The organism is Streptomyces tendae (assembly GCF_008632955.1).
In the GTDB taxonomy this organism is placed as follows: domain Bacteria; phylum Actinomycetota; class Actinomycetes; order Streptomycetales; family Streptomycetaceae; genus Streptomyces.
Map to the genome: position 1 here is coordinate 4,884,886 of NZ_CP043959.1, position 20,513 is coordinate 4,905,398.

The 20,513-nt window shown below is 73.3% G+C and carries 20 protein-coding genes and 2 pseudogenes; 8 read left to right on the top strand and 14 right to left on the bottom strand.

The genetic code is table 11. The features are described from left to right. Positions 1 to 9: 9 nt before the first annotated feature. A pseudogene (locus tag F3L20_RS34895) lies at positions 10 to 313 on the top strand (DUF6332 family protein). Here F3L20_RS34895 and F3L20_RS22475 read toward each other — a convergent pair. From F3L20_RS22475 to F3L20_RS22485, 3 genes are all read right to left on the bottom strand, one after another. Then, positions 274 to 939, bottom strand: coding sequence for a response regulator transcription factor (locus F3L20_RS22475; RefSeq protein ID WP_150155903.1), 666 nt, complete (start codon positions 937 to 939; stop codon positions 274 to 276). The pseudogene F3L20_RS34895 and the gene F3L20_RS22475 sit on opposite strands and share 40 nt — an antisense overlap. Further along, on the bottom strand, positions 936 to 2,207 hold the full coding sequence (locus F3L20_RS22480; RefSeq protein ID WP_150155904.1) for a sensor histidine kinase: 1,272 nt from the start codon (positions 2,205 to 2,207) through the stop codon (positions 936 to 938). The genes F3L20_RS22475 and F3L20_RS22480 overlap by 4 nt, the downstream gene beginning before the upstream one ends. 102 nt (positions 2,208 to 2,309) lie before the next feature. Continuing rightward, on the bottom strand, positions 2,310 to 3,041 hold the full coding sequence (locus tag F3L20_RS22485; protein WP_150155905.1) for a TetR/AcrR family transcriptional regulator: 732 nt from the start codon (positions 3,039 to 3,041) through the stop codon (positions 2,310 to 2,312). Between the two features lie 155 nt (positions 3,042 to 3,196). On the opposite strand from F3L20_RS22485, the gene F3L20_RS22490 reads away from it, so the two are divergent. Continuing rightward, positions 3,197 to 3,652: a nitroreductase family deazaflavin-dependent oxidoreductase gene (locus F3L20_RS22490; RefSeq protein WP_150155906.1), complete on the top strand. Its 456-nt coding sequence runs from the start codon at positions 3,197 to 3,199 to the stop codon at positions 3,650 to 3,652. Here the strand turns inward: F3L20_RS22490 and F3L20_RS22495 are convergent. Further along, positions 3,636 to 4,874, bottom strand: a complete 1,239-nt coding sequence (locus F3L20_RS22495) for a geranylgeranyl reductase family protein (protein ID WP_150155907.1) — start codon at positions 4,872 to 4,874, stop codon at positions 3,636 to 3,638. The two genes, F3L20_RS22490 and F3L20_RS22495, sit on opposite strands and share 17 nt — an antisense overlap. Before the next feature lie 194 nt (positions 4,875 to 5,068). Between F3L20_RS22495 and F3L20_RS22500 the strand changes: the two genes are divergently transcribed. Further along, positions 5,069 to 6,430: a dipeptidase gene (locus tag F3L20_RS22500; protein ID WP_150155908.1), complete on the top strand. Its 1,362-nt coding sequence runs from the start codon at positions 5,069 to 5,071 to the stop codon at positions 6,428 to 6,430. Positions 6,431 to 6,506: 76 nt separating this feature from the next. After that, on the top strand, positions 6,507 to 7,247 hold the full coding sequence (locus tag F3L20_RS22505) for an MBL fold metallo-hydrolase (RefSeq protein WP_150155909.1): 741 nt from the start codon (positions 6,507 to 6,509) through the stop codon (positions 7,245 to 7,247). A gap of 44 nt (positions 7,248 to 7,291) precedes the next feature. Here the strand turns inward: F3L20_RS22505 and F3L20_RS22510 are convergent. Beyond that, positions 7,292 to 8,328: pseudogene (locus tag F3L20_RS22510) on the bottom strand (NUDIX hydrolase). 455 nt (positions 8,329 to 8,783) lie between these two features. On the opposite strand from F3L20_RS22510, the gene F3L20_RS22515 reads away from it, so the two are divergent. Beyond that, entirely contained in the window at positions 8,784 to 9,962 is a 1,179-nt protein-coding gene (locus F3L20_RS22515; RefSeq protein WP_150155910.1) for a Cmx/CmrA family chloramphenicol efflux MFS transporter, read from the top strand. Positions 9,963 to 10,136: 174 nt separating this feature from the next. On the opposite strand, the gene F3L20_RS22520 is transcribed toward F3L20_RS22515, so the two are convergent. After that, on the bottom strand, positions 10,137 to 10,331 hold the full coding sequence (locus F3L20_RS22520) for a hypothetical protein (protein ID WP_024885029.1): 195 nt from the start codon (positions 10,329 to 10,331) through the stop codon (positions 10,137 to 10,139). 68 nt (positions 10,332 to 10,399) lie between these two features. Further along, on the bottom strand, positions 10,400 to 11,353 hold the full coding sequence (locus F3L20_RS22525; RefSeq protein WP_150155911.1) for an ROK family protein: 954 nt from the start codon (positions 11,351 to 11,353) through the stop codon (positions 10,400 to 10,402). Between the two features lie 207 nt (positions 11,354 to 11,560). Here F3L20_RS22525 and F3L20_RS22530 point away from each other — a divergent pair, with 207 nt between their 5' ends. Then, a complete protein-coding gene (locus F3L20_RS22530; protein ID WP_199785241.1) occupies positions 11,561 to 12,655 on the top strand; it encodes a LacI family DNA-binding transcriptional regulator in 1,095 nt (364 codons plus the stop codon). A gap of 13 nt (positions 12,656 to 12,668) precedes the next feature. Then, positions 12,669 to 13,463, top strand: coding sequence for a hypothetical protein (locus tag F3L20_RS22535; RefSeq protein WP_150155912.1), 795 nt, complete (start codon positions 12,669 to 12,671; stop codon positions 13,461 to 13,463). A gap of 411 nt (positions 13,464 to 13,874) precedes the next feature. Here F3L20_RS22535 and F3L20_RS22540 read toward each other — a convergent pair whose 3' ends face one another. The 7 genes from F3L20_RS22540 to F3L20_RS22570 all read right to left on the bottom strand — a co-directional run bounded on the left by F3L20_RS22540 (position 13,875) and on the right by F3L20_RS22570 (position 19,342). Next, on the bottom strand, positions 13,875 to 14,114 hold the full coding sequence (locus F3L20_RS22540; RefSeq protein WP_150155913.1) for a helix-turn-helix domain-containing protein: 240 nt from the start codon (positions 14,112 to 14,114) through the stop codon (positions 13,875 to 13,877). Further along, positions 14,114 to 14,611, bottom strand: coding sequence for a DUF2975 domain-containing protein (locus tag F3L20_RS22545; RefSeq protein WP_150155914.1), 498 nt, complete (start codon positions 14,609 to 14,611; stop codon positions 14,114 to 14,116). Before F3L20_RS22545 ends, F3L20_RS22540 begins: the two co-directional genes overlap by 1 nt. Positions 14,612 to 14,704: 93 nt before the next feature. Continuing rightward, positions 14,705 to 16,018, bottom strand: a complete 1,314-nt coding sequence (locus tag F3L20_RS22550; protein WP_150155915.1) for a DUF6986 family protein — start codon at positions 16,016 to 16,018, stop codon at positions 14,705 to 14,707. Between the two features lie 215 nt (positions 16,019 to 16,233). Next, positions 16,234 to 17,196: an electron transfer flavoprotein subunit alpha/FixB family protein gene (locus F3L20_RS22555; RefSeq protein WP_150155916.1), complete on the bottom strand. Its 963-nt coding sequence runs from the start codon at positions 17,194 to 17,196 to the stop codon at positions 16,234 to 16,236. 61 nt (positions 17,197 to 17,257) lie between these two features. Then, positions 17,258 to 18,046, bottom strand: coding sequence for an electron transfer flavoprotein subunit beta/FixA family protein (locus tag F3L20_RS22560; RefSeq protein ID WP_150155917.1), 789 nt, complete (start codon positions 18,044 to 18,046; stop codon positions 17,258 to 17,260). 218 nt (positions 18,047 to 18,264) lie between these two features. Continuing rightward, a complete protein-coding gene (locus F3L20_RS22565) occupies positions 18,265 to 18,774 on the bottom strand; it encodes a flavin reductase family protein (protein ID WP_150155918.1) in 510 nt (169 codons plus the stop codon). A gap of 214 nt (positions 18,775 to 18,988) precedes the next feature. Beyond that, positions 18,989 to 19,342 (bottom strand): TlpA family protein disulfide reductase, encoded by a 354-nt coding sequence (locus F3L20_RS22570; protein ID WP_150155919.1) that lies wholly within the window; start codon positions 19,340 to 19,342, stop codon positions 18,989 to 18,991. Between the two features lie 253 nt (positions 19,343 to 19,595). On the opposite strand from F3L20_RS22570, the gene F3L20_RS22575 reads away from it, so the two are divergent. Continuing rightward, the gene (locus tag F3L20_RS22575) at positions 19,596 to 20,324 is read left to right on the top strand and encodes a lysophospholipid acyltransferase family protein (RefSeq protein WP_150155920.1); all 729 of its coding nucleotides are present in this window, start codon (positions 19,596 to 19,598) and stop codon (positions 20,322 to 20,324) included. Positions 20,325 to 20,513: the final 189 nt, after the last annotated feature.

Below are 20,513 nucleotides of genomic sequence, written 5' to 3' on the forward strand. Positions count from 1 at the left end.
ACTTCCGGCATGCGTGACGACGGGGGCTCCGAGGCGGACGGGGGCGGGCGCCGTGGTCAGGCGGAACGGGACGCGGTGACCGTGGAGATCGGGTACGCGCTGTGCAGCGCGGCGTTCGCGGCGGCGGTCGTGTTCGGCGCGGTGGCCGGTCCGGCCCTGCTGTTCACGCTGCCGGGAAGGGCCGGGACGCTGCTGGTGCGCGGGCGCCGTGCTCGCCGGGGCGCTGTTCGCGGTGCGGACCGTGTACGTCCTGATCCGGTTCCGGCGGGCGGCTCAGCCCAGCCAGCCCGGCCGTACAAGACCCGACTCGTAGGCGAGGACGACCAGTTGGGCGCGGTCGCGGGCGCCCAGCTTCACCATGGTGCGGCTGACGTGGGTCTTGGCGGTGAGCGGGCTGACCACCAGGCGCCGGGCGATCTCCTCGTTGGTCAGGCCGAGGCCGACCAGCGCCATGACCTCCCGTTCCCGTTCGGTGAGCTCGGACAGGGCGCCGACGGCGGCCGGTTCCTTGGAGCGGGCCGCGAACTCGGCGATCAGCCGGCGCGTCACCCCGGGTGAGAGGAGGGCGTCCCCGTCGACCACGGCCCGTACCGCCCGCAGCAATTCGTCCGGCTCGGTGTCCTTCACCAGGAAGCCGGAGGCGCCCGAGCGGATCGCCTCGAAGACGTACTCGTCCAGCTCGAAGGTGGTGAGCATGACCACCTTCACCTCGCCCAGGTCCGCGTCCTCGGTGATCCGGCGGGTCGCGGCCAGCCCGTCCAGCAGGGGCATCCGGATGTCCATCAGGACCACGTCGGGCCGCAGTTCGCGGATCAGGCGCACGGCCTCCCCGCCGTCGGCGGCCTCCCCGGCCACCTCGATGTCCGGCTGCGCGTCCAGCAGGGCACGGAACCCCGCCCGGACCAGCGACTGGTCGTCGGCGAGCAGTACGCGGATCACCGGTCCTCCTCGGCCTCGGTCGGCAGCAGGGCGAGCACCCGGAACCCGCCGTCCGGGCGTGGGCCCGCCTCGATGGTGCCACCCAGCGCCGCGGCCCTCTCCCGCATCCCGGCCAGTCCGTTCCCGCCGCCGCCGGCGTCGGCGCCGGTGGCGGGCCCGTCGTCGTCGACCAGCAGCCGCAGCCGCCCCTCGCCGTGCCGGATGCGTACGCGCGCCTCGCGGGACCCCGAGTGCCGTACGACGTTGGTGAGGGCCTCCTGGACGATGCGGAAGGCGGCCAGGTCCGTGCCGGGGGACAGCGCCGGCGGCTCACCCTCGACGGTGACGGTGAGACCGGCGCTCGCCGCCTGGCCGACCAGCTCGGGCAGCCGGTCCAGGCCGGGCGCCGGGGTGCGCGGCGCGGCGCCCGGGGCACGCAGGGTGTCGAGCACCTGACGCACCTCCCCGAGGGCTTCCTTGCTCTTGGATCTGATGGTGGTGAGCGCGCTGCGCGCCTGCTCGGGGTCGGTGTCCAGCAGCGCGAGTCCGACCCCGGCCTGCACGTTGATGACGGAGATGCTGTGGGCGAGGACGTCGTGCAGTTCCCGGGCGATCCGCAGCCGTTCCTCGTCGGCTCGCCGCCGTTCCGCGCGGGCCCGCTCGGCCCGTTCGCGTGCCCACTGTTCGCGGCGGGTGCGGGCCAGTTCGGACACCGCGAGGAGCGCGACGACCCAGGTGGCGACGACGATCTCCTCGCTCCAGGAGCCCGCGCCGTCTCCGGCCGGCGGCAGCCCGCGGTAGAGCACGTGGGCGATGAGCAGGTGCCCCGCCCAGAGGGTTGCCATGGCCGCCCAGGCCGCGTACCGCCGCCCCGAGACGACGGCGGTGAAGCAGGCCACCGCGACGGTGAGGAACACCGGTCCGTACGGGTAGCCGGCGCCGATGTACACCAGGACGGCGGCCACCGTGCCGAACAGCACGGGGACGGGGTGGCGCCACCGCCACACCAGGATCGCGCCCGACAGGAACAGCAGCACCCGCCCGAGCGGGTCCAGGGCGACCCGCTCGCCCGCCTGGGCGTGGTCGGCGAAACCGGAGCCGACCAGCACGAAGGCGGTGAACAGCACGGTCGAGGGCCACGGCCACCGGGCCCGCCCCGCCGACGCGAGGTCCTGGTCCCGCTCGTCGGCGCGGCGGCTCCATCCGGGCGGGCCGTGCCGCCACCACCGGGGCGGCACGGGGCGCCACCGCTCCGGCGGCCCGGTGCCGGGCGCACGCTGCTCGTCCATGTCCGCCACGCTAGACGCCGGGCGCCCCCGGCGGCGTCGGCCGGACGGCGTGATCACATGTACTCCCGCGGAAGTACGTCCGGCCGGGGCGCGCGGGACCGCCTATCGGGCGTCCTGCGAGCCCGGTCCGGACTCCGTCCCCGCGGGCCGCAGTCCGACGGTGCGGGCGAGGATGCCGACGGTGTGGCGGAAGAACAGGTCCCGCTCCTCCACGACGCGGGTGAACTGGCCGAACACCTCGAAGCCGATCTGGCCGAGCAGTTGGGCCCAGACAGCCACGCAAGCGGGCGCCACCGCGGGCGGCAGGTCGGGGACGGCGTCCGCCGCCATGCGCGCGGCCTCCGCCTCCAGTGCCCCGGGGAGCGGGGGGAGGTCCAGCTCCCCGGCCCGGTGGGCGTCGCGGACGACGTCGATGAGAGCGTAGGCGACGCGGGCGGCGGCCGGGACGGTGGTGGCGGGCGCGGCGTAGCCGGGCACCGGTGAGCCGTAGATCAGCGCGTACTCGTGCGGATGCGCGAGCGCCCAGGCGCGGATGGCCTCGCACACCGTGGTCCAGCGCTCGCCGGGCGCGGAACCGGCGGAGGCGTCGCGCGCCGCTTCGGCGGCCTCGCCCAGGGAGTCGTAGGCGTCGATGATGAGAGCGGTCAGCAGGTCGTCACGGCTGGGGAAGTAGCGGTAGATCGCCGAGGAAGCCATGCCGAGCGTTCTGGCCACGGCCCGCAGGGACAGTTCGGCGGCGCCCTCCTCGGCGAGCCGTCGTCGCGCCTCCTCCTTGATGGCGGCAGTGATCTCGATCCTGGCCCGCGCGCGGGCGCCGTGTGCGGTGCTGGTCATGGGGACAGTGTTCCACGAAGACGGAGCAGTGCACACAGACGAGAGCACTGCTCTTGCTTTGCCGCACGGAACCGTGCAGACTGAAGCGAAGCGAGAGCAGTGCTCACAAAAAAGAGCGGCGCTCTCATCGCCGCGTCCGCCCTTGAGGAGTCACGATGTCGTCGTCCACGCCGTATTACCGCGCCGGTAGCCCCCTCACCATCCGGTTCAATCGTGTCGTCGGCTGGCTGGCCCGCCACGGCTTCAGCCTCGCCGGCACCGCGGAGCTGTCCGTCCCCGGCCGCAGGAGCGGGCGCATGCAGCGCATCCCGGTCAACCCGCACACCTACGAGGGACAGCAGTACCTGGTCTCGGCGCGCGGACACTCGCAGTGGGTGCGCAACATGCGGGCCGCCGGCGGCGGGGAACTGCGCGTGGGCCGCAAGCTGCGCACCTTCACGGCCGTCGAGATTCCCGACGAGGAGAAGCTCGCGGTGCTGCGCACCTACCTGGAGAAGTGGGGCTGGGAGGTCAACCAGTACTTCCAGGGGGTCACCGCCAAGTCCTCCGACGAGGAGATCATCGCGGCTGCCCCCGACCACCCGGTCTTCCGGATCACTGTCCGGAACTGACCTCGCCGCTCGCCTGGCGCCGGTCCAGGGCCACCAGGGCGCGGTGGGCCATCGGGTGGGTGCGGACCAGCTCGCCGAGCGTCGTCGAGCCCTGGGTGATGTCCTTGAACGCCTTCCACGCCGGGCGGAAACCGGTGAGGACCGCGTGGAACACCCCGGGCCGCTGCTCGAACGCCGCCAGCATCCGCTTGCCGATGCTCATCTCCACACCGAGGCCCGCCTTGACGGCGAAGGCGTAGTTCAGGGCCTGCCGGCGCGCGTCCACGGCGTCGTGCGCCTCGGCGACGCGCACCGCCCACTCCCCCGCCAGCCGTCCCGAGCGCAGCGCGAAGGAGATGCCCTCGCGGGTCCACGGCTCCAGCATCCCGGCCGCGTCCCCGCAGACCAGGACCCGGCCGCGGGACAGCGGCGAGTCGTCGGCGCGGCAGCGGGTCAGGTGCCCCGAGGAGATGGCCGGTTCGAAGCCGGCCAGCCCGAGCCGCGCGATGAAGTCCTCCAAGTAGCGCTTCGTCGCGGCGCCTTCACCGCGCCGCGAGATGACCCCCACGGTCAGGGTGTCGCCCTTGGGGAAGACCCAGCCGTAACTGCCCGGCATGGGGCCCCAGTCGATGAGCACCCGGCCCTTCCAGTCCTCGGCGACCGTCTCCGGCACCGGGATCTCCGCCTCCAGGCCCAGGTCGACCTGGTCGAGCTTCACCCCGACGTGCGCTCCTATGCGGCCGGCGCTGCCGTCCGCGCCGACCACGGCCCGCGCGAGCAAGGTCTCGCCGCCCTGCAGGACCACCGCGACCGTGCGCCGGTCCGGCACGGCCGAGCCGTGCTGCTCCACGCGCTGCACCGCGACCCCGGTACGCAGCTCGGCCCCGGCCTTCTGCGCGTGCTCGACGAGTTGCTGGTCGAACTCGGGGCGGTTGATCAGCCCGAAGAGCATCTGCCGGGAGCGGCGGGTCCGGGTGAAGCGGCCGTTGCTGGAGAACGTCACGGCGTGCACCCGGTCCTTGAGCGGCAGCTCGAAACCGGGCGGCAGTGCGTCGCGGGAGGGACCGATGATGCCGCCGCCGCACGTTTTGTAGCGGGGCAGCTCCGCCTTCTCCAGCAGCAGCACGCGCCGCCCCGCGACCGCCGCCGCGTAGGCGGCCGACGCCCCCGCGGGTCCCGCGCCCACCACGACGACGTCCCACACCTGCCGCACGTCGTCCGCCGAAGAGTTCTCGCTGCTCACGATGGTCTGCTGCTCCGTCCACGCCGCCTGCCGCTGCTGTCCTCCCGCATCCTACGGCGGCGGTCGTCACGGTCCGCTGTGGGAGGATCGGCGACGTGAGTGCCCCGTACACGGGCCACTCACGCACACCACACGATCATCGCGTACCGAGAAGTACGCACCTGCACAACGTCGCACCCACAAGGAGCGTGCCCATGTCGCCGAATCCGGTCGCCATGACCGTCGCCTCACTGATGCCCAGGGCGAAGGAGGAGCTCACCGAACTGGTGGCCTTCAAGTCGGTGGCGGACTTCGACCAGTTCCCGCGCGAGGAGAGCGAGGGCGCCGCCCGCTGGATCGCCGACGCACTCTCCGCCGAGGGCTTCCAGGACGTGGCCCTGCTCGACACCCCGGACGGCACCCAGTCGGTCTACGGCTACCTGCCCGGCCCCGAGGGCGCGCGGACCGTGCTCCTGTACGCGCACTACGACGTGCAGCCGCCGCTGGACGAGTCCGGCTGGGCCACCCCGCCGTTCGAGCTGACCGAGCGCGACGGCCGCTGGTACGGCCGCGGGGCCGCCGACTGCAAGGGCGGGGTCATCATGCACCTGCTGGCGCTGCGCGCCCTGAAGGCCGACGGCGGTGTGCCGGTGAACGTCAAGGTGATCGTCGAGGGCTCGGAGGAGCAGGGCACCGGCGGCCTGGAGCGGTACGCAGAGGAGCACCCCGACCTGCTCACCGCCGACGCCGTCGTGATCGGTGACGCGGGCAACTTCCGCGCCGGCCTGCCGACGGTCACCACCACGCTGCGCGGCATGACCATGGTGCGGGTGCGGGTCGACACCCTCGAGGGCAACCTGCACTCCGGCCAGTTCGGCGGGGCCGCGCCCGACGCGCTGGCCGCGCTGGTGCGGGTGCTGGACTCGCTGCGCGCCGAGGACGGCAGCACCACCGTTGACGGGCTGTCCGGCGACAGCGTGTGGGAGGGACTGCGGTACGACGAGGAGCAGTTCCGCACGGACGCCAAGGTGCTCGACGGTGTGGAGCTGATCGGTTCCGGTACGGTCGCCGACCGCATCTGGGCGCGCCCGGCGGTCACCGTGCTCGGCATCGACTGCCCGCCGGTGGTCGGCGCCACGCCGTCCGTGCAGGCGAGTGCCCGGGCGCTGATCAGCCTGCGGGTGCCGCCGGGCGTGGACGCGGCGAAGGCGACGGAACTGCTGCGCACGCACGTGGAGTCGCACACCCCGTGGGGCGCCCGGGTGAGCACCGAGCAGATCGGCCAGGGGCAGGCGTTCCGCGCCGACCCGGCCAGCCCGGCCTACCAGGCCATGGCCGACGCGATGGCGGTGGCGTACCCGGGCCAGGAGATGCAGTACGCCGGTCAGGGCGGCTCGATCCCGCTGTGCAACACGCTCGCCGAGCTGTACCCGAACGCGGAGATCCTGCTGACCGGCCTGAGCGAGCCGGAGGCGCAGATCCACGCGGTGAACGAGAGCGTGTCGCCCGACGAGCTGGAGCGGCTGTCGGTCGCGGAGGCGCTGTTCCTGCGCAACTATGCGGCCGGGGCCAACTGAGGCGCCCCGGTTCTGGCGTTCTGCCGTCGGCAGAGCCTCCGTCCGAGGGCGGGGGCCCTGCCCTACGGTCGGTTCCATGGACGTTGGCGAACTGCTCCCCGGCCGTCTGCTGATGCTGCGCTTCCCGGTCGGCCAGGCGTACCTCTGGCGTGACGGCGGGGGCGGGCGCCCTGACGAACTGACACTGGTCGACGCCGGTCCGGCGGGGTCGGGCGCGCCGATCGTCGAAGCGGTGACGGCCCTGGGCGCCCGCCCCGCGGACGTACGGCGGGTCGTCCTGACCCACTTCCACGAGGACCACGCGGGCGGCGCGGCGGAGGTCGCGGCGCTCACCGGCGCGGAGGTACTGGCCCACCGCCTGGACGCGCCCCACGTACGCGACGACGCACCGGGACCGCCACCGGCCCTGGAGGACTGGGAACTCCCGCTGCGCCGGAGGGCGTTGTCGCTGTTGCCGCCGGGTGACTACGAACGCCCCGCGTCCGTGACGGAGTTGTCGGACGGTGACGTCCTCGACGTGGCCGGCGGTGCCCAGGTGCTGCACGTCCCGGGTCACACCCGCGGCAGCATCGCGCTCCGTCTCCCCCGCTACGGCGTGCTGTTCACCGGGGACACGGTGGCGGTGTCCCCGGCCGACGGCACCGTGATCCCGGGCGTCTTCAACCTCGACCGCCACCGACTCCTCGCCTCCTGCCGCCGGCTGGCCGCCCTCGACACGGAGACGGCCTGCTTCGGCCACGGCGACCCGGTCCTGACGGACGCCTCCCGCCGGCTGCGGGCGATGGCGGAGGCGGCTCAGCGGGAGACCGACCGCTGAGGCCGCCCGCGTGGGCAGACCTCGGGACCGTCACCCGGCTCCCCTCACCCCACCGGCACCCCGCCCTCCAGGTACATCGCGTGGCCGCGTTCGCGGGCGCGCAGGGCTCGGCGGAGGCGTGCGTAGCGGACCGGGGGCAGGAGGTCGGCGGCCTCGGCCTCGGTGGCGAAGCGCCAGGCACGCAGTTCAGGGCCGGGCAGCCGCAGCCGCTCGGCGTCGGCGGAGTCAAGGCGTCCGCCGTCGAACAGCAGGCGCAGCCCACCGAAGGCGGGGGGCGGGCGGCTCCCAGTCGACGACGAGGAGCGTCGGCACGTCGTCGAGGCGCAGGCCGGTCTCCTCGGCGACCTCGCGCATACCGGCCCGAGCGGGCGCCTCACCACGTTCCACGACCCCGCCGGGGAACTCCCAGCCCGCCTTGTAGGTCGGGTCGACGAGCAGCACCCGGTCCTGCTCGTCGAAGAGCAGCACCCCGGCGGCCACCGTCTCGGCGGCGGGCTCGGGCGTCTGCACGATGTCGCAGGCGGGCACCTCCCCGCCGGCGACCGCCTCGGCGATGCGGCGGGCGGTGGCGCGCGGGGTGAGGGCCCCGCTGTCGACGGATAGGCGTCGGTGGTCAGCCAGGCGGCCAGGGCGGCCTTGAACGGCTCGATGTGGTCGTACGCCCACTGCCGGACGCGTATCTCTCCGTCGGGGAGGTCCGCCGGGGCCTCCCGGCCGGCTATGCGCTCACGCAGGATCGTTTCCGCCGGGGCGAGCAGGACATGGCGGACCGGTATCCGGCGGGCGGCGAGCCCGCCGAAGATCTCGTCCCGGTACTCCTGGCGCAGGAGGGTCATCGGGACCACGAGGGTCCCGCCCAGCTCGGCGAGCATCGCGGCCGCCGTGTCGATCACGAGGCGCCGCCAGATCGGAGGTCCTGGAAGTCACCGGCCTCGGCGAGGCGCTTGGGCGGAAGCAGCTGGTCCAGCGCTCCGCCGATGACCTCCGGGTCGAAGAGCGTGCTGTTCGGGATCAGCTCGATCAGTTCGCGCGCGGCGGAGGTCTTCCCCGCACCGTACGCCCCGTTGATCCAGACGATCATTCAAACTCCCAGACAGTAGGCGGCTGAACAGCGGCGGAGCTTCCTGCACACGATCCACCGGGAGAGGCGTGGGAAACGCCGGGGTCCACAGTCCTGCCCCCACTACTTCCTTCTCCCGGACCCTCCGCAGATACTCCACGATCCGCGCCTCCGTCCGGACCGTTACCTCGCCGTACACACCCTCCACACCCGGAACCCTCCACCCCGGTCTCCTCTCGCCCACCGCCCGGTGAAACCGGCGTGCCCCGCCGGGCACCCGTCGGGTAGCGTGCGGGCCATGTCGAGTCCTGAGTCGGACAGGGTGGGGGCTTGCGGTCACGCCGCCGGCCCCCCGCGCCCCTGAGTTCGTAGCCCCCGTCGCACACCGCCGTCCGCGGTGGGACGGGTGCGCGGTCGGGGTTGGCCGCGGTGACGAGATGACTTTCTCGTGCCTCTCCTCACCTCGGAGCCACTCGATGCCTCTTCCGCTGTACCTGCTTGCCTCGGCGGTCTTCGCCATGGGCACCTCGGAGTTCATGCTCGCCGGCCTCCTGCCGGACATCGCCTCGGATTTCGACGTCTCCGTCGGGACGGCAGGCGCGCTCACCCCGGCGTTCGCGATCGGCATGGTCGTCGGCGCCCCCATGGTGGCCGCCCTGGCCCGCAGCTGGCCCGGGCGCCCGGCCCTCCTCTGGTTCGTCGTCGTCTTCGCGGCGGCTCACGCCGTGGGCGCCGTCACCACGAGCTTCGCCGTCCTGTTCGCCACCCGAGTGGTCGCCGCGTCGGCGAACGCGGGGTTCCTCGCCGTCGCCGTGACGGCCGCGGCCGGGCTGGTGCCACCCGACAGGAAAGGACGCGCGCTGGCCGTGCTGCTCTCGGGCACGACGGTGGCCACGATCGCCGGTGTTCCCGGTGGTTCGGTGCTCGGTTCGGCGTTCGGCTGGCGGGCCGCCTTCTGGGCCGTCGCCGTTCTCTGTCTGCCTGCCGCCTTCGGCATCCTGAAGGGCGTCCCGGCAGGACACGGTGGGGCCGGGGCGACCGGCAGGCAGGCATTGCGAGCGGAGCTCGCCCAGCTCGCCCGGCCGCGGTTGGTCCTGGTCATGCTGCTCGGAGCACTGGTGAACGCGGCGACCTTCGGCAGCCTCACCTTTCTCGCCCCCGTGGTGACCGACGGCGCCGGGCTGGGCGAGTCGTGGATCCCCGTCGCCCTGGTGCTCTTCGGTGCCGGTTCCTTCGTGGGCGTCACCGTCGCCGGCCGGCTGTCCGACCGGAGTCCCGGGCCCGTCGTCGCGTGGGCCGGCCCGTTGCTGCTCGTCGGCTGGCCGGCTGCGGCGGTGCTCGCCCACGAGCCGATCGCCCTGTTGACGCTGGTGTTCGTGCAGGGCGCGTTGTCGTTCGCGCTGGGCGGCACCCTGATCACGCGTGTCCTCTACGAGGCCGCCGGGGCCCCCACGATGGCCGGTTCGTACGCGACGGCGGCGCTCAACGTGGGCGCCGTGGTCGGTCCCGTCGTGGGTGCTGCCACGCTCGGCACCGGAGCCGGGGCTCTCGGGCCGCTCTGGGCGAGCGGATCCCTCGTCGCGGTCGCGTTGCTCATCGCGTTCCCCCTCCTCGCCGTCGTCACAGCCGGCCGGAGCGCCGCGGTGCGGCGGTGACGTGCGCCAACGCGCCCCTGGACGCCCAGGCACCGTTGTGCGAGCGGGCCCGTGCGGGGTGAGTCGCCCGTCCGGCGCCGGGCCCCCTAGGCGCGGGCGGGTGGCCGCATGCGGCGGCGCCGGCCCCCCTTCGTCGTGGGGTGCCGGCGCCGCCGTGTGCTGTGGCGGGGCCCGTCAGGCCTTGCCGTCCCGGTCGATGTCCAGCTCCAGCGTGTTGTTCTCGGCGACCGTGCGGTCGAGGGTGCTGAGCGTGTCCTCGACGTCGAGCGTGCCGAGGGCGGTGTCGGCGAGCGCGTGCGACGGGGTGACGGCCGCGACGACGAATCCGGTGGCGAGGGAGGCGATGGCGAGCATGCTGCGCTTCTTCATGCCCGGCTCAACTGCGGAACCCGCCCCCGGGTCACGCCCCGCTTCCGACGCGTCCCCGGTCGGGGTTCTCACACCCCCGCGACCGCCTGGTCGGTCCTGCTGAACAGCGCCGCCGCGGCGGCGCCCACCAGGCCGGCGTCGGTGCCGGTCTGCGCCGGTGTCACCACCAGACGCCGCACGAACGACAGGGTGGCGAACTCGGTGAGCGCCTGCCGCAGCGGCGCGAAGAGGACCTCGCCCGCCTTGCCCACGCCGCCCCCGATCACCGCGATGTCGATCTCGACGAGCGTCGCGGTGGCCGCGATGCCCGCGGCCAGGGCGCGGGCCGCCCGCTCGAAGGAGGCCACGGCCACCGGGTCGCCGGCGCGGGCGGCGGCGGCCACCGCCGCCGCCGAGGTGTCGCCGTCCGGTCCGGGCCGCCAGCCGTTGTCCAGCGCGCGCCGGGCGATGTTGGGCCCGCTCGCGATCCGCTCCACGCAGCCGCGCGCACCGCACGGGCACGGGTCGCCGTCGAGGTCCACGCTGATGTGGCCGATGTGCCCGGCGTTGCCGGTGGGTCCGGGGTGCAGGCGCCCGCCCAGCACCAGACCGCCGCCGACGCCCGTGGAGACGACCATGCACAGCGCGTTGTCGTGGCCCCGGGCGGCGCCCTGCCAGTGCTCGGCCGCGGTGATGGCCACCCCGTCGCCGATCAGCTCGACGGGCAGGCCCCCGGCCGCGTCCCGCACCCGGGCGACCAGCGGGTAGTCGCGCCAGCCGGGCACGTTGACCGGGCTCACCGTGCCGGCGGAGGCGTCGACGGGTCCCGCGCTGCCGATGCCGACCGCACCCGCGCGCTCCCAGAGGGGGGAGGCGGTGAGGTCGCCGAGCACCGCCGCGACGGCGCCCATCACCGTCTCCCCGTCCTCCTGCGCGGGGGTCGGCTGCTGGGCGCGGACCAGGATCCGGCCCTCCCGGTCCACCAGCGCGCCGGCGATCTTGGTGCCGCCGATGTCGAGCGCAGCCACGAGGTCGGTGTGCATCAAAGTCGGATCTCCCCGTCAACCATCGGAAAACATCAGAAAACACGCTGGGAACGGCCATGCGCGACCAGGAGGCAACACACGGAGCACGGGCAACGGCCCGGTCGAGCGGTGACCTGCGGGCCGGAGTGTGCGTCGGACAGTGTCCCCCGAGCCTGACAACGTTGTCCAGGCTCTATGCTCGACGCCACATCCTCATACAAGCCCATGGACTCACGCATCCCCGTGGCCGACAGGACAGGACACCGCATCGTGCCGGAGACGACCCGCCGCACCGACCGCTTCCCAGGGAGCCGATACGGCAACCGTCCGACGATGAAGGACGTGGCCGCCCGTGCCGGGGTCGGCCTCAAGACGGTGTCGCGCGTGGTGAACGGCGAACCGGGCGTGACGCCGGAGACCGAGCGCCGCGTGCAGGAGGCGATCGAGGCGCTCGGCTTCCGCCGCAACGACAGCGCCCGGGTGCTGCGCAAGGGCCGCACCGCGAGCATCGGCCTGGTCCTGGAGGACCTCGCGGACCCGTTCTACGGGCCGCTGAGCCGCGCGGTGGAAGAGGTGGCCCGCGCGCACGGCGCCCTGCTGATCAACGGCTCGAGCGCGGAGGACGCCGACCGCGAGCAGGAACTGGTGCTGGCGCTGTGCGCCCGCCGGGTGGACGGCCTGGTGGTGATCCCCGCCGGTGACGACCACCGCTACCTGGAGCCGGAGATCAAGGCCGGTGTCGCCACCGTCTTCGTGGACCGCCCGGCCGGGCACATCGACGCGGACGTCGTCGTGTCGGACAACTTCGGCGGCGCCCGGGACGGCGTCCGCCATCTGATCGCGCACGGACACCGCAGGATCGGCTTCATCGGCGACATGCCCCGCATCCACACCGCCGCCGAGCGGCTGCGCGGCTACCGCACCGCCATGGAGGACGCGGGCATACCGGTGGCGGACTCCTGGATGTCCCTCGGCGTGACCGATCCGGAGCGGGTGCGCCGGGCGGCGGAGGAGATGCTCACCGGTCCCGAGCCGGTCACCGCGATCTTCACGGGCAACAACCGGGTGACGGTCACGGTGATCCGGGTGCTCGCCGCCCAGGACCGCCCGGTCGCCCTCGTGGGCTTCGACGACATCGAGCTCGCCGATCTGCTCCAGCCCGGAGTCACGGTCGTCGCGCAGGACGCCGCCGCCCTCGGACGGACCGCCGCCGAGCGGCTGTTCCGGCAGCTGGACGGCACCCTGATCGCCCCGGAGCGCATCGAACTGCCGACCCGGCTGATCACCCGCGGCTCCGGCGAGCTGCCGCCGGCGGACTGAGCGGGCGGCGGCGATGGAGGACCGCACGCTGCGGGCGCTCGGGCTGGACGTGGTGCCGCGTGAGCATCCGCTGGAGTATCCGGGCTCCTGGCCGCGCGAGTCGGGCCTGCTCGACGGGGACCGGCTGCTGCCGCTGGACCGGTGGGTGTTCGAGGAGCGGACGCCCGTCGTCTCGGTCGGCTCCAACGCCTGTCCCGCCCAGCTGCGGCACAAGATGGCCGAGTCGGGCATCGTCACACCCCTGCCGATGGTGCGGGCCCGGGTGGCGGGCCTCGGCATCGGCGTCTCGGCGCACGTGAGCCGCGCGGGGTACGTCGCCAACGCGCCGGTGGTGACACCGGGGCGGGTGAGCGAGCTGTTCGTCATCTGGCTCGACGCCCGGCAGCTCACGGTGATCGACGCGAGCGAGGGGGTTCCGCTGCCGCACGGCAACTTCCGACGCGTCTGGCTGCCCGCACCGGACGTGCGGATCGAACTCCCCGACGGCAGCACGCTGCCCGGCGCGCTCGCCTACGTCAACCGCCGGGGCGTGCTGCACGACGGCACCGGCGCCCCGCGCACCCACCCCGGCCAACGCCCCCTGCTGACCGACCTCCTGGCCACACTCCCCCGGCTGCGGGCGCTGTTCGGCACCACGCCGGAGGAGTTCTGCGCCCGGGCGCGCGCCGACCGGGCCCTGTGCGAGAAGGGGACGCGGCTGCTCGCCGAGGAGGGGTGGGTCACCGCGAGCGGACTGGAGCGGTACATGAGGGCCGAGGGGGCCGGGAGTCACGGCACGGGCGCCGAGGCGGGCCCGCCCGGGGCGTAGCGCGGCGGGGGCGCGCCGGCGCCGGGTCGCGTGTCCCTCCTGGGGTGCGAGGCGCACTCTCCCCGCGGTCACGGCGAGGCGGGCCACGCCTGGACCCGGGCTCCCCGCATCGGCCGCAGCAGGCGGGGAGGCTGTGCCCCCTCTCTGTGGGCGGGACTCGCGCACCGCGCGGTCGCGGCGAGGGGGCCGAGCCTGGACCCGGCTCCCCACATCGGTCGGCGGCGGGGAGCGCGGTTACGGCGGGTAGGGCCGAGCCTGGGTCCCGGGCTCCCCGCATCGGCCGGCACCGACCGGCGGGAGGTTGGGGCCGCCTGTGGAGCGGGACTCGTCCACCCCGCGGTTACGGCGACGCGGGCCACTCCCGAACCTCCCGCTGACGCCTGCCCAGCACCTCAGCCCGCCCCGGCGTCCCTAGACCCTGTTGCCGGCCGGCTCCGTCGTTGCGTGGTCGGGCTCGTGGCGGAGCAGGTCACCGGGCTGGCATTCCAGCACCTCGCACAGCGCGGCCAGCGTGGTGAACCGCACGGCCTTGGCGCGGCCGTTCTTCAGGACGGCCAGGTTCGCCGGGGTGATCCCCACCCGCTCGGCGAGTTCCCCCACGGACATCTTGCGCCGCGCCAGCATCACGTCGATGTCGACGGCGATCGGCATCAGATCACCTCGGCCAGCTCGGCCTGCATGCGTGTGGCCTCCTGCTTCTGCTCCACGGCCTGGGCCAGCAGCATCCGCAGCACGAGGACGACTAGCGCGATCCCCCCGATCGCCAGGCCGAGCCCGCCCACCAGGAGCACGACGCCGGGTGCGACGGCCTCCCCCGGCGCCAGCAGCGCGCCGAGCGCGAAGACCAGCAGCGCGGCGGCGACGAACGCCCCGATGACGATGTGGACGTAGCGGAAGGCCGCGTGGGAGAAGACGGTCCCGCGCCGCGCCATCGTGACCAGCCGCCACACGCACACCAGGACGGTCTGGGCCGCCAGCACGATGAGCACCACGATGGCGAGGAACGGGGACCGGAGGTAGGAGTACTCCGCGTCCAATGCTTCTAGGTCGCTCGCCAGCAGCGGCACCATCACCGCCTGCACCACCACGGAGCCCGCCAGCAACGCCACGATCACCGCGCGCAGCGCGAACACGGTCGCCTGTCCCATCGCCTCTCCTTCACTCGAAGCACGATGGAAACCTATCGACTTTCGATAGAAGACGCAATCGACCGAGGCCGGGCTCCCTGGACGGACGGGCCGTCACGGCGCGGAGACGGTGAGTCCTCCCCGTCGAGGTGAGGCGAACGTCTCCAGGTCGGCGCGGGCGAGACCGGCCGCGCGGGCGACCTCGGCGTCGTCCAGGGCGCCGCAGTCCAGTCCGCGCAGCAGATGTCCGGCGAGGGCCTTGGCGGTGGCGGGCTCGTCCATCACGTCGCCGCCGGTCCGGTCGGCGTACCGGGCGAGACGGGCGGCGGCCCGCTCGAAGCCCTCGCGGTAGAAGGCGAAGACGGCGGCGTAGCGGGTGGGGAGGTGGCCGGGGTGCATGTCCCAGCCCTGGTAGTAGGCGCGGGCGAGGGCCCGGCGGACGAGGCCGTAGTGCAGGCGCCAGGCGTCGTGCACCTGCTCGGTGGGACCGACCGGCAGCACGTTGGTGGAGCCGTCCGAGAGCCGCACCCCGGTGCCGGCGGCGGCGACCTGCATGACCGCCTTGGCGTGGTCGGCGGCGGGATGGTCGGAGGCCTGGTGGGCCGCCGAGACACCGAGGCAGGCGCTGTAGTCGAAGGTGCCGTAGTGCAGGCCGGTGGCGCGGCCCTCAGCTGCCTGGATCATGCGGGCGACCGTGGCGGTGCCGTCGGCTGCGAGGATGGACTGACTGGTCTCGATCTGGATCTCGAAGCCGATCCGGCCGGGTGCGAGGTCCCAGGTCTTCTCGAAGGCGTCGAGCAGCCGGGCCATGGCGGTGACCTGCTCGGCGTAGGTGACCTTGGGGAGGGTGAGGACCAGTCCGCCGGGCAGGCCGCCCGCCCGCATCAGGCCGGTGAGGAAGATGTCGAGGGTGCGGATGCCGCGATCGCGTACGGCCGCCTCCATGCACTTCATACGGATGCCGGTCCAGGGAGCCGTGGTGGCGGCGCCGCCGCGCGCGTGCGCCTCGGCGACCAGGCGGGCCGCGCGGGCGGCGGTCTCGTCCTCCTCGGCGTCGGGCCGGTTGCCGTAGCCGTCCTCGAAGTCGACGCGCAGGTCCTCGACCGGCTCGCGCTCCAGCTTCGCCCGGACCCGGCCGTACACGTCCTCGGCGAGCGCGCCGTCCAGTCCGAGGGCGGCACCGAAGGACGCGGCGTCGGGCGCGTGGTCGTCCAGGGCCGCGAGGGCGCGGTCGCCCCAGGCGCGGACGGTGTCGGCGGCGAAGACGTCGGCGGGGACGTACACCGTGTGGACGGGCTGACGGGTGCCGGGGTCGCCGGGGTACAGGCGCTCCAGTTCGGCGTCGACCGGCGCGAGCGAGGCACCGATCTCCTCGGCGACGGCGCCCCCGAGACTCGTCGGCACCCGCTCCTGCTGCCCCTGGCCCATGCCACCCTCCCAGACGTCCGCGATCCGGCACCGCATCAGGTTTCCGCGATACGGAATCAACAATTCGTTGAATGACGGTATCCGGCGGTCTCCGTGCCGGTCAACACCGTCCTACGACCGCGCCCGCACCGCCACCGCGCCGTCCGGGTCCGGGGGAAACGGCGAGGCCCCCGCGACCGGTGCGGTCGCGGGGGCCTCGGACGATCCGTAGGTGATCAGCCCTTGCGGGACTTGATCTCCTCGGTCAGCTGCGGGACGACGTCGAACAGGTCGCCGACCACGCCGTAGTCGACCAGGTCGAAGATCGGGGCCTCCGCGTCCTTGTTGACGGCCACGATGGTCTTCGAGGTCTGCATGCCCGCGCGGTGCTGGATCGCGCCGGAGATGCCGGAGGCGATGTACAGCTGCGGCGAGACCGACTTACCGGTCTGGCCGACCTGGTTGGTGTGCGGGTACCAGCCGGCGTCGACGGCGGCACGCGAGGCACCGACGGCCGCGCCGAGCGAGTCGGCCAGCGCCTCGATGATCGCGAAGTTCTCCGCGCCGTTGACACCACGGCCGCCGGAGACCACGATCGCGGCCTCGGTCAGCTCGGGACGGCCGGTCGACTCGCGCGGGGTGCGGGCGGTCACCTTGGTACCGGTCGCCTGGGCCGAGAAGGTCACGCTCAGGGCCTCGGCCGCGCCGGCGGCCGGGGCGGCCTCCACGGCGGCCGAGTTCGGCTTGACCGTGATGACCGGGGTGCCCTTGGAGACACGGGACTTGGTGGTGTAGCTGGCGGCGAACACCGACTGGGTGGCCACCGGGCCCTCGTCGCCGGCCTCCAGGTCGACGGCGTCGGTGATGATGCCCGATCCCAGGCGCAGCGCCAGGCGGGCGGCGATCTCCTTGCCCTCGGCGGAGGACGAGACCAGCACGGCGGCCGGGGAGACGGCCTCGTGGGCGGCCTGGAGGGCGTCGACCTTCGGAACGACCAGGTAGTCGGCGTACTCGGCGGCCTCGTGGGTGAGGACCTTCACCGCGCCGTGCTCGGCGAGGATGGCGACGGTGTCGGAGGCGCCGTTGCCCAGCGCTACGGCGACCGGCTCGCCGATGCGGCGGGCGAGGGTCAGCAGCTCCAGGGTCGGCTTGCGGACGGCACCGTCCACGTGGTCGACGTAGACGAGAACTTCAGCCATGGGACTTCTTCTCTCCTGCTTGCGAAGTATGAGGGGCGGTGAGCGAGCCGTGCCGTGCGGCTCAGATGAACTTCTGGCCCGCGAGGAACTCGGCGAGCTGCTTGCCGCCCTCGCCCTCGTCCTTGACGATCGTGCCCGCGGTGCGGGCGGGACGCTCGGCCGCCGACTCCACGGTGGTGTACGCGTTCTCCAGGCCGACCTCGTCCTCGTCGATGTCGAGGTCGGACAGGTCCCAGGACTCCACCGGCTTCTTCTTGGCCGCCATGATGCCCTTGAACGACGGGTAACGAGCCTCGCCCGACTGGTCGGTGACCGACACGACCGCGGGGAGGGACGCCTCGAGCTGCTCGGAGGCGGCGTCGCCGTCACGGCGGCCCTTGACCGTGCCGTCCGCGACGGACACCTCGGACAGCAGCGTCACCTGCGGCACACCGAGGCGCTCCGCGAGCAGCGCCGGTACGACACCCATGGTGCCGTCGGTGGAGGCCATGCCGGAGACGACCAGGTCGTAGCCGGCCTTCTCGACGGCCTTGGCCAGCACCAGGGAGGTGCCGATGGCGTCGGTGCCGTGCAGGTCGTCGTCCTCGACGTGGATCGCCTTGTCGGCACCCATGGACAGCGCCTTGCGCAGCGCGTCCTTGGCGTCCTCGGGGCCCACGGTCAGGACGGTGACCTCCACGTCGTCGTCCGAGTTCTCCGCGATCTGCAGCGCCTGCTCGACCGCGTACTCGTCCAGCTCGGAGAGCAGACCGTCCACGTCGTCACGGTCGACGGTCAGGTCATCGGCGAAGTGCCGGTCGCCAGTGGCGTCGGGCACGTACTTCACAGTGACAACGATCCTCAAGCTCACGCCGGCTCTCCTACTGCATCGTCATTTCTGGCTGCCTGCCTGCAGGCAGCATAGGCGCCACAAGCGGGCGGTCCCGGTCGGGGCGACCCACGCTCCGATCGAAATATTACTCGTCAGTACATCCAGTTCCTGCCCGCTAAGCAAGCGCTTTGAACTGTGACCTTCGCAACGCAGCGTAACCGGAACTCCTCCTGCCCGCGACCGAGGACCGGTACCCCTCAGTCGGGCAGACCGCTGAATCGTCCCTGGTGGTAGACGAGAGGACGCCCGTGACCGGTGGGGTCGCCGAACAGCACCTCGGCGAGCACGATCCGGTGGTCGCCGGCGGGCACCCGTGCCTCCACCCGGCACACCATCCACGCCGGCACCCCCTCCAGCACGGGAACCCCCTCCGGCCCCTCGCGCCAGGCGGTGGGCGGACCGAAGCGGTCCGCGCCCCGGCGGGCGAAGGTGGCCGCCAGCTCCTCCTGGTGCTCCCCCAGCAGATGCACGCCGACATGGTCACTGGCCGCGATCACCGGCCAGCTGGAACTGCCCGTGGCGACACCGAACGACAGCATCGGGGGCTCGGCGGACACCGAGGCGAGTGAGGTGGCGGTGAAGCCGACCGGACCGGAGCGGCCGCGCGCCGTGACCACGGCGACGCCCGCCGGATGCCGGCGGAAGACGGAGCGCAGCAGGTCGGGCGAGGCGGGCCGGGCGGTACCGAGGTCGGACGTTGCCGTCATCGAACAGTCCTTCTGGGAGGGATCACGAGCGGGTTCGCGGCTGCTCACCGGCCCGGTCGGCGCACACGCGTGCGCGGGCGGCCGGGGAGAGGGCCGGGCACCCGACGGCGGCCGAGGAGTCCCGACGACATGCCGTCAGGCTGACGACAACCGCCGCACAGCGTCAAGCCGGCCCGCGTGGATGGGAGATGTCTCACCATGATCGCGACGGGGTTCACAGGGCCGCGCCCAGCGCGGCGATCACATCGGCCTTGCGCGGCTGTCCGGCGGCCCGCCGCACCACCCGGCCGCCCGCGTCGAGCACCAGCACGGTGGGGGTGCGCACGATCTCGAGGCGCCGGACGAGATCCAGCCGGGCCTCGGCGTCGATCTCCACGTGGGTCACGCCCGGGAGCATGCCGGCGATCTCGTCCAGCACCCGGCGGGTCGCCCGGCAGGGCGCGCAGAAGGCGCTGGAGAACTGCACGAGGGTGGCGCGCTCGCCGAGGGCGGTGCCGAGTTCGGCAGCGAGAGCGGTGGGCGCTGCGCCGTCCTCGTCGGGCCGTCCCGTGTCGTCACTGCCTCGCACGCTTCCGCTCCCGCCCTGGATTACGCCGTCAACGCCCTCCAGCGTCCCTGGGACCGCGAACATTCCCGCCCGCCCCGCAAAACCCGAGGTCGATCAAGGGAACGTGACGAGAATCTCCGCCGCGCACCACCCTCGGGACTGGTTCACCGGCCGTTCTTGGGGCAGCATCAGCGACAGGCCGTAAACCTACGGCTGCGTAACTTCGACTGGGAGCTTCCTTCCCAGGCAGAGAAGGAAGGGTTCTGACCCGCCCATGGCAGAACTTGTCTACCGGCCCGTGATCGGCTTCGCCCGCACCCTGTTCAAGGCGTGGGACCTCAAGATCGATTGCCAGGGGTCGGAGAACATCCCGCGCTCGGGCGGCGCCGTGCTGGTGAGCAATCACATCAGCTATCTCGATTTCGTCTTCAACGGGCTGGCGGCGCTCCCGCAGAAGCGGCTCGTCCGCTTCATGGCCAAGGAGTCGGTGTTCCGGCACCGCGTCTCCGGCCCGCTGATGCGCGGCATGAAGCACATCCCGGTGGACCGCAAGCAGGGTGAGGCGGCGTACGAGCACGCGCTGCGGTCGCTGCGGTCCGGTGAGATCGTGGGCGTCTTCCCGGAGGCGACGATCTCCCCCTCGTTCACCCTGAAGAGCTTCAAGTCCGGTGCCGCGCGCATGGCGCAGGAGGCGGGCGTCCCCCTGATCCCGATGGCGGTGTGGGGCACCCAGCGGCTGTGGACCAAGGGCCACCCGCGCAACTTCAAGCGCAGCCACATCCCCGTCACCATCCGTGTGGGCGAGGCGATCGAGGCTTCCAAGGACAAGTACGCGGGCGCGATCACGCGTCAGCTGCGCGAGCGGGTGCAGGAGCTGCTGGAGGCGGCCCAGCGGGCCTACCCGGTGCGGCCCCGCGGCGACGACGACACCTGGTGGATGCCGGCCCACCTCGGCGGCACGGCCCCGACCCCGGAGCAGGTCCGCGAGGCCGAGGCCCACTGAGGCCCCTTCTCAGGTCCCGGGCCGTGCACAGCACGGCCCGGGACCTGCCGCGTTCGCGCGGCGTGGCGGGCAGGGTCCCGGGCGTGCGTTGATCTTCCGGGCGGCGGCCGCGTGCCGCCGCAGACGGTGCGGGGCGGCTCCGTGCGGCCGCCCCGGTCGGCCTGCCCGTCCTCACCCGTGAAGGTTCGC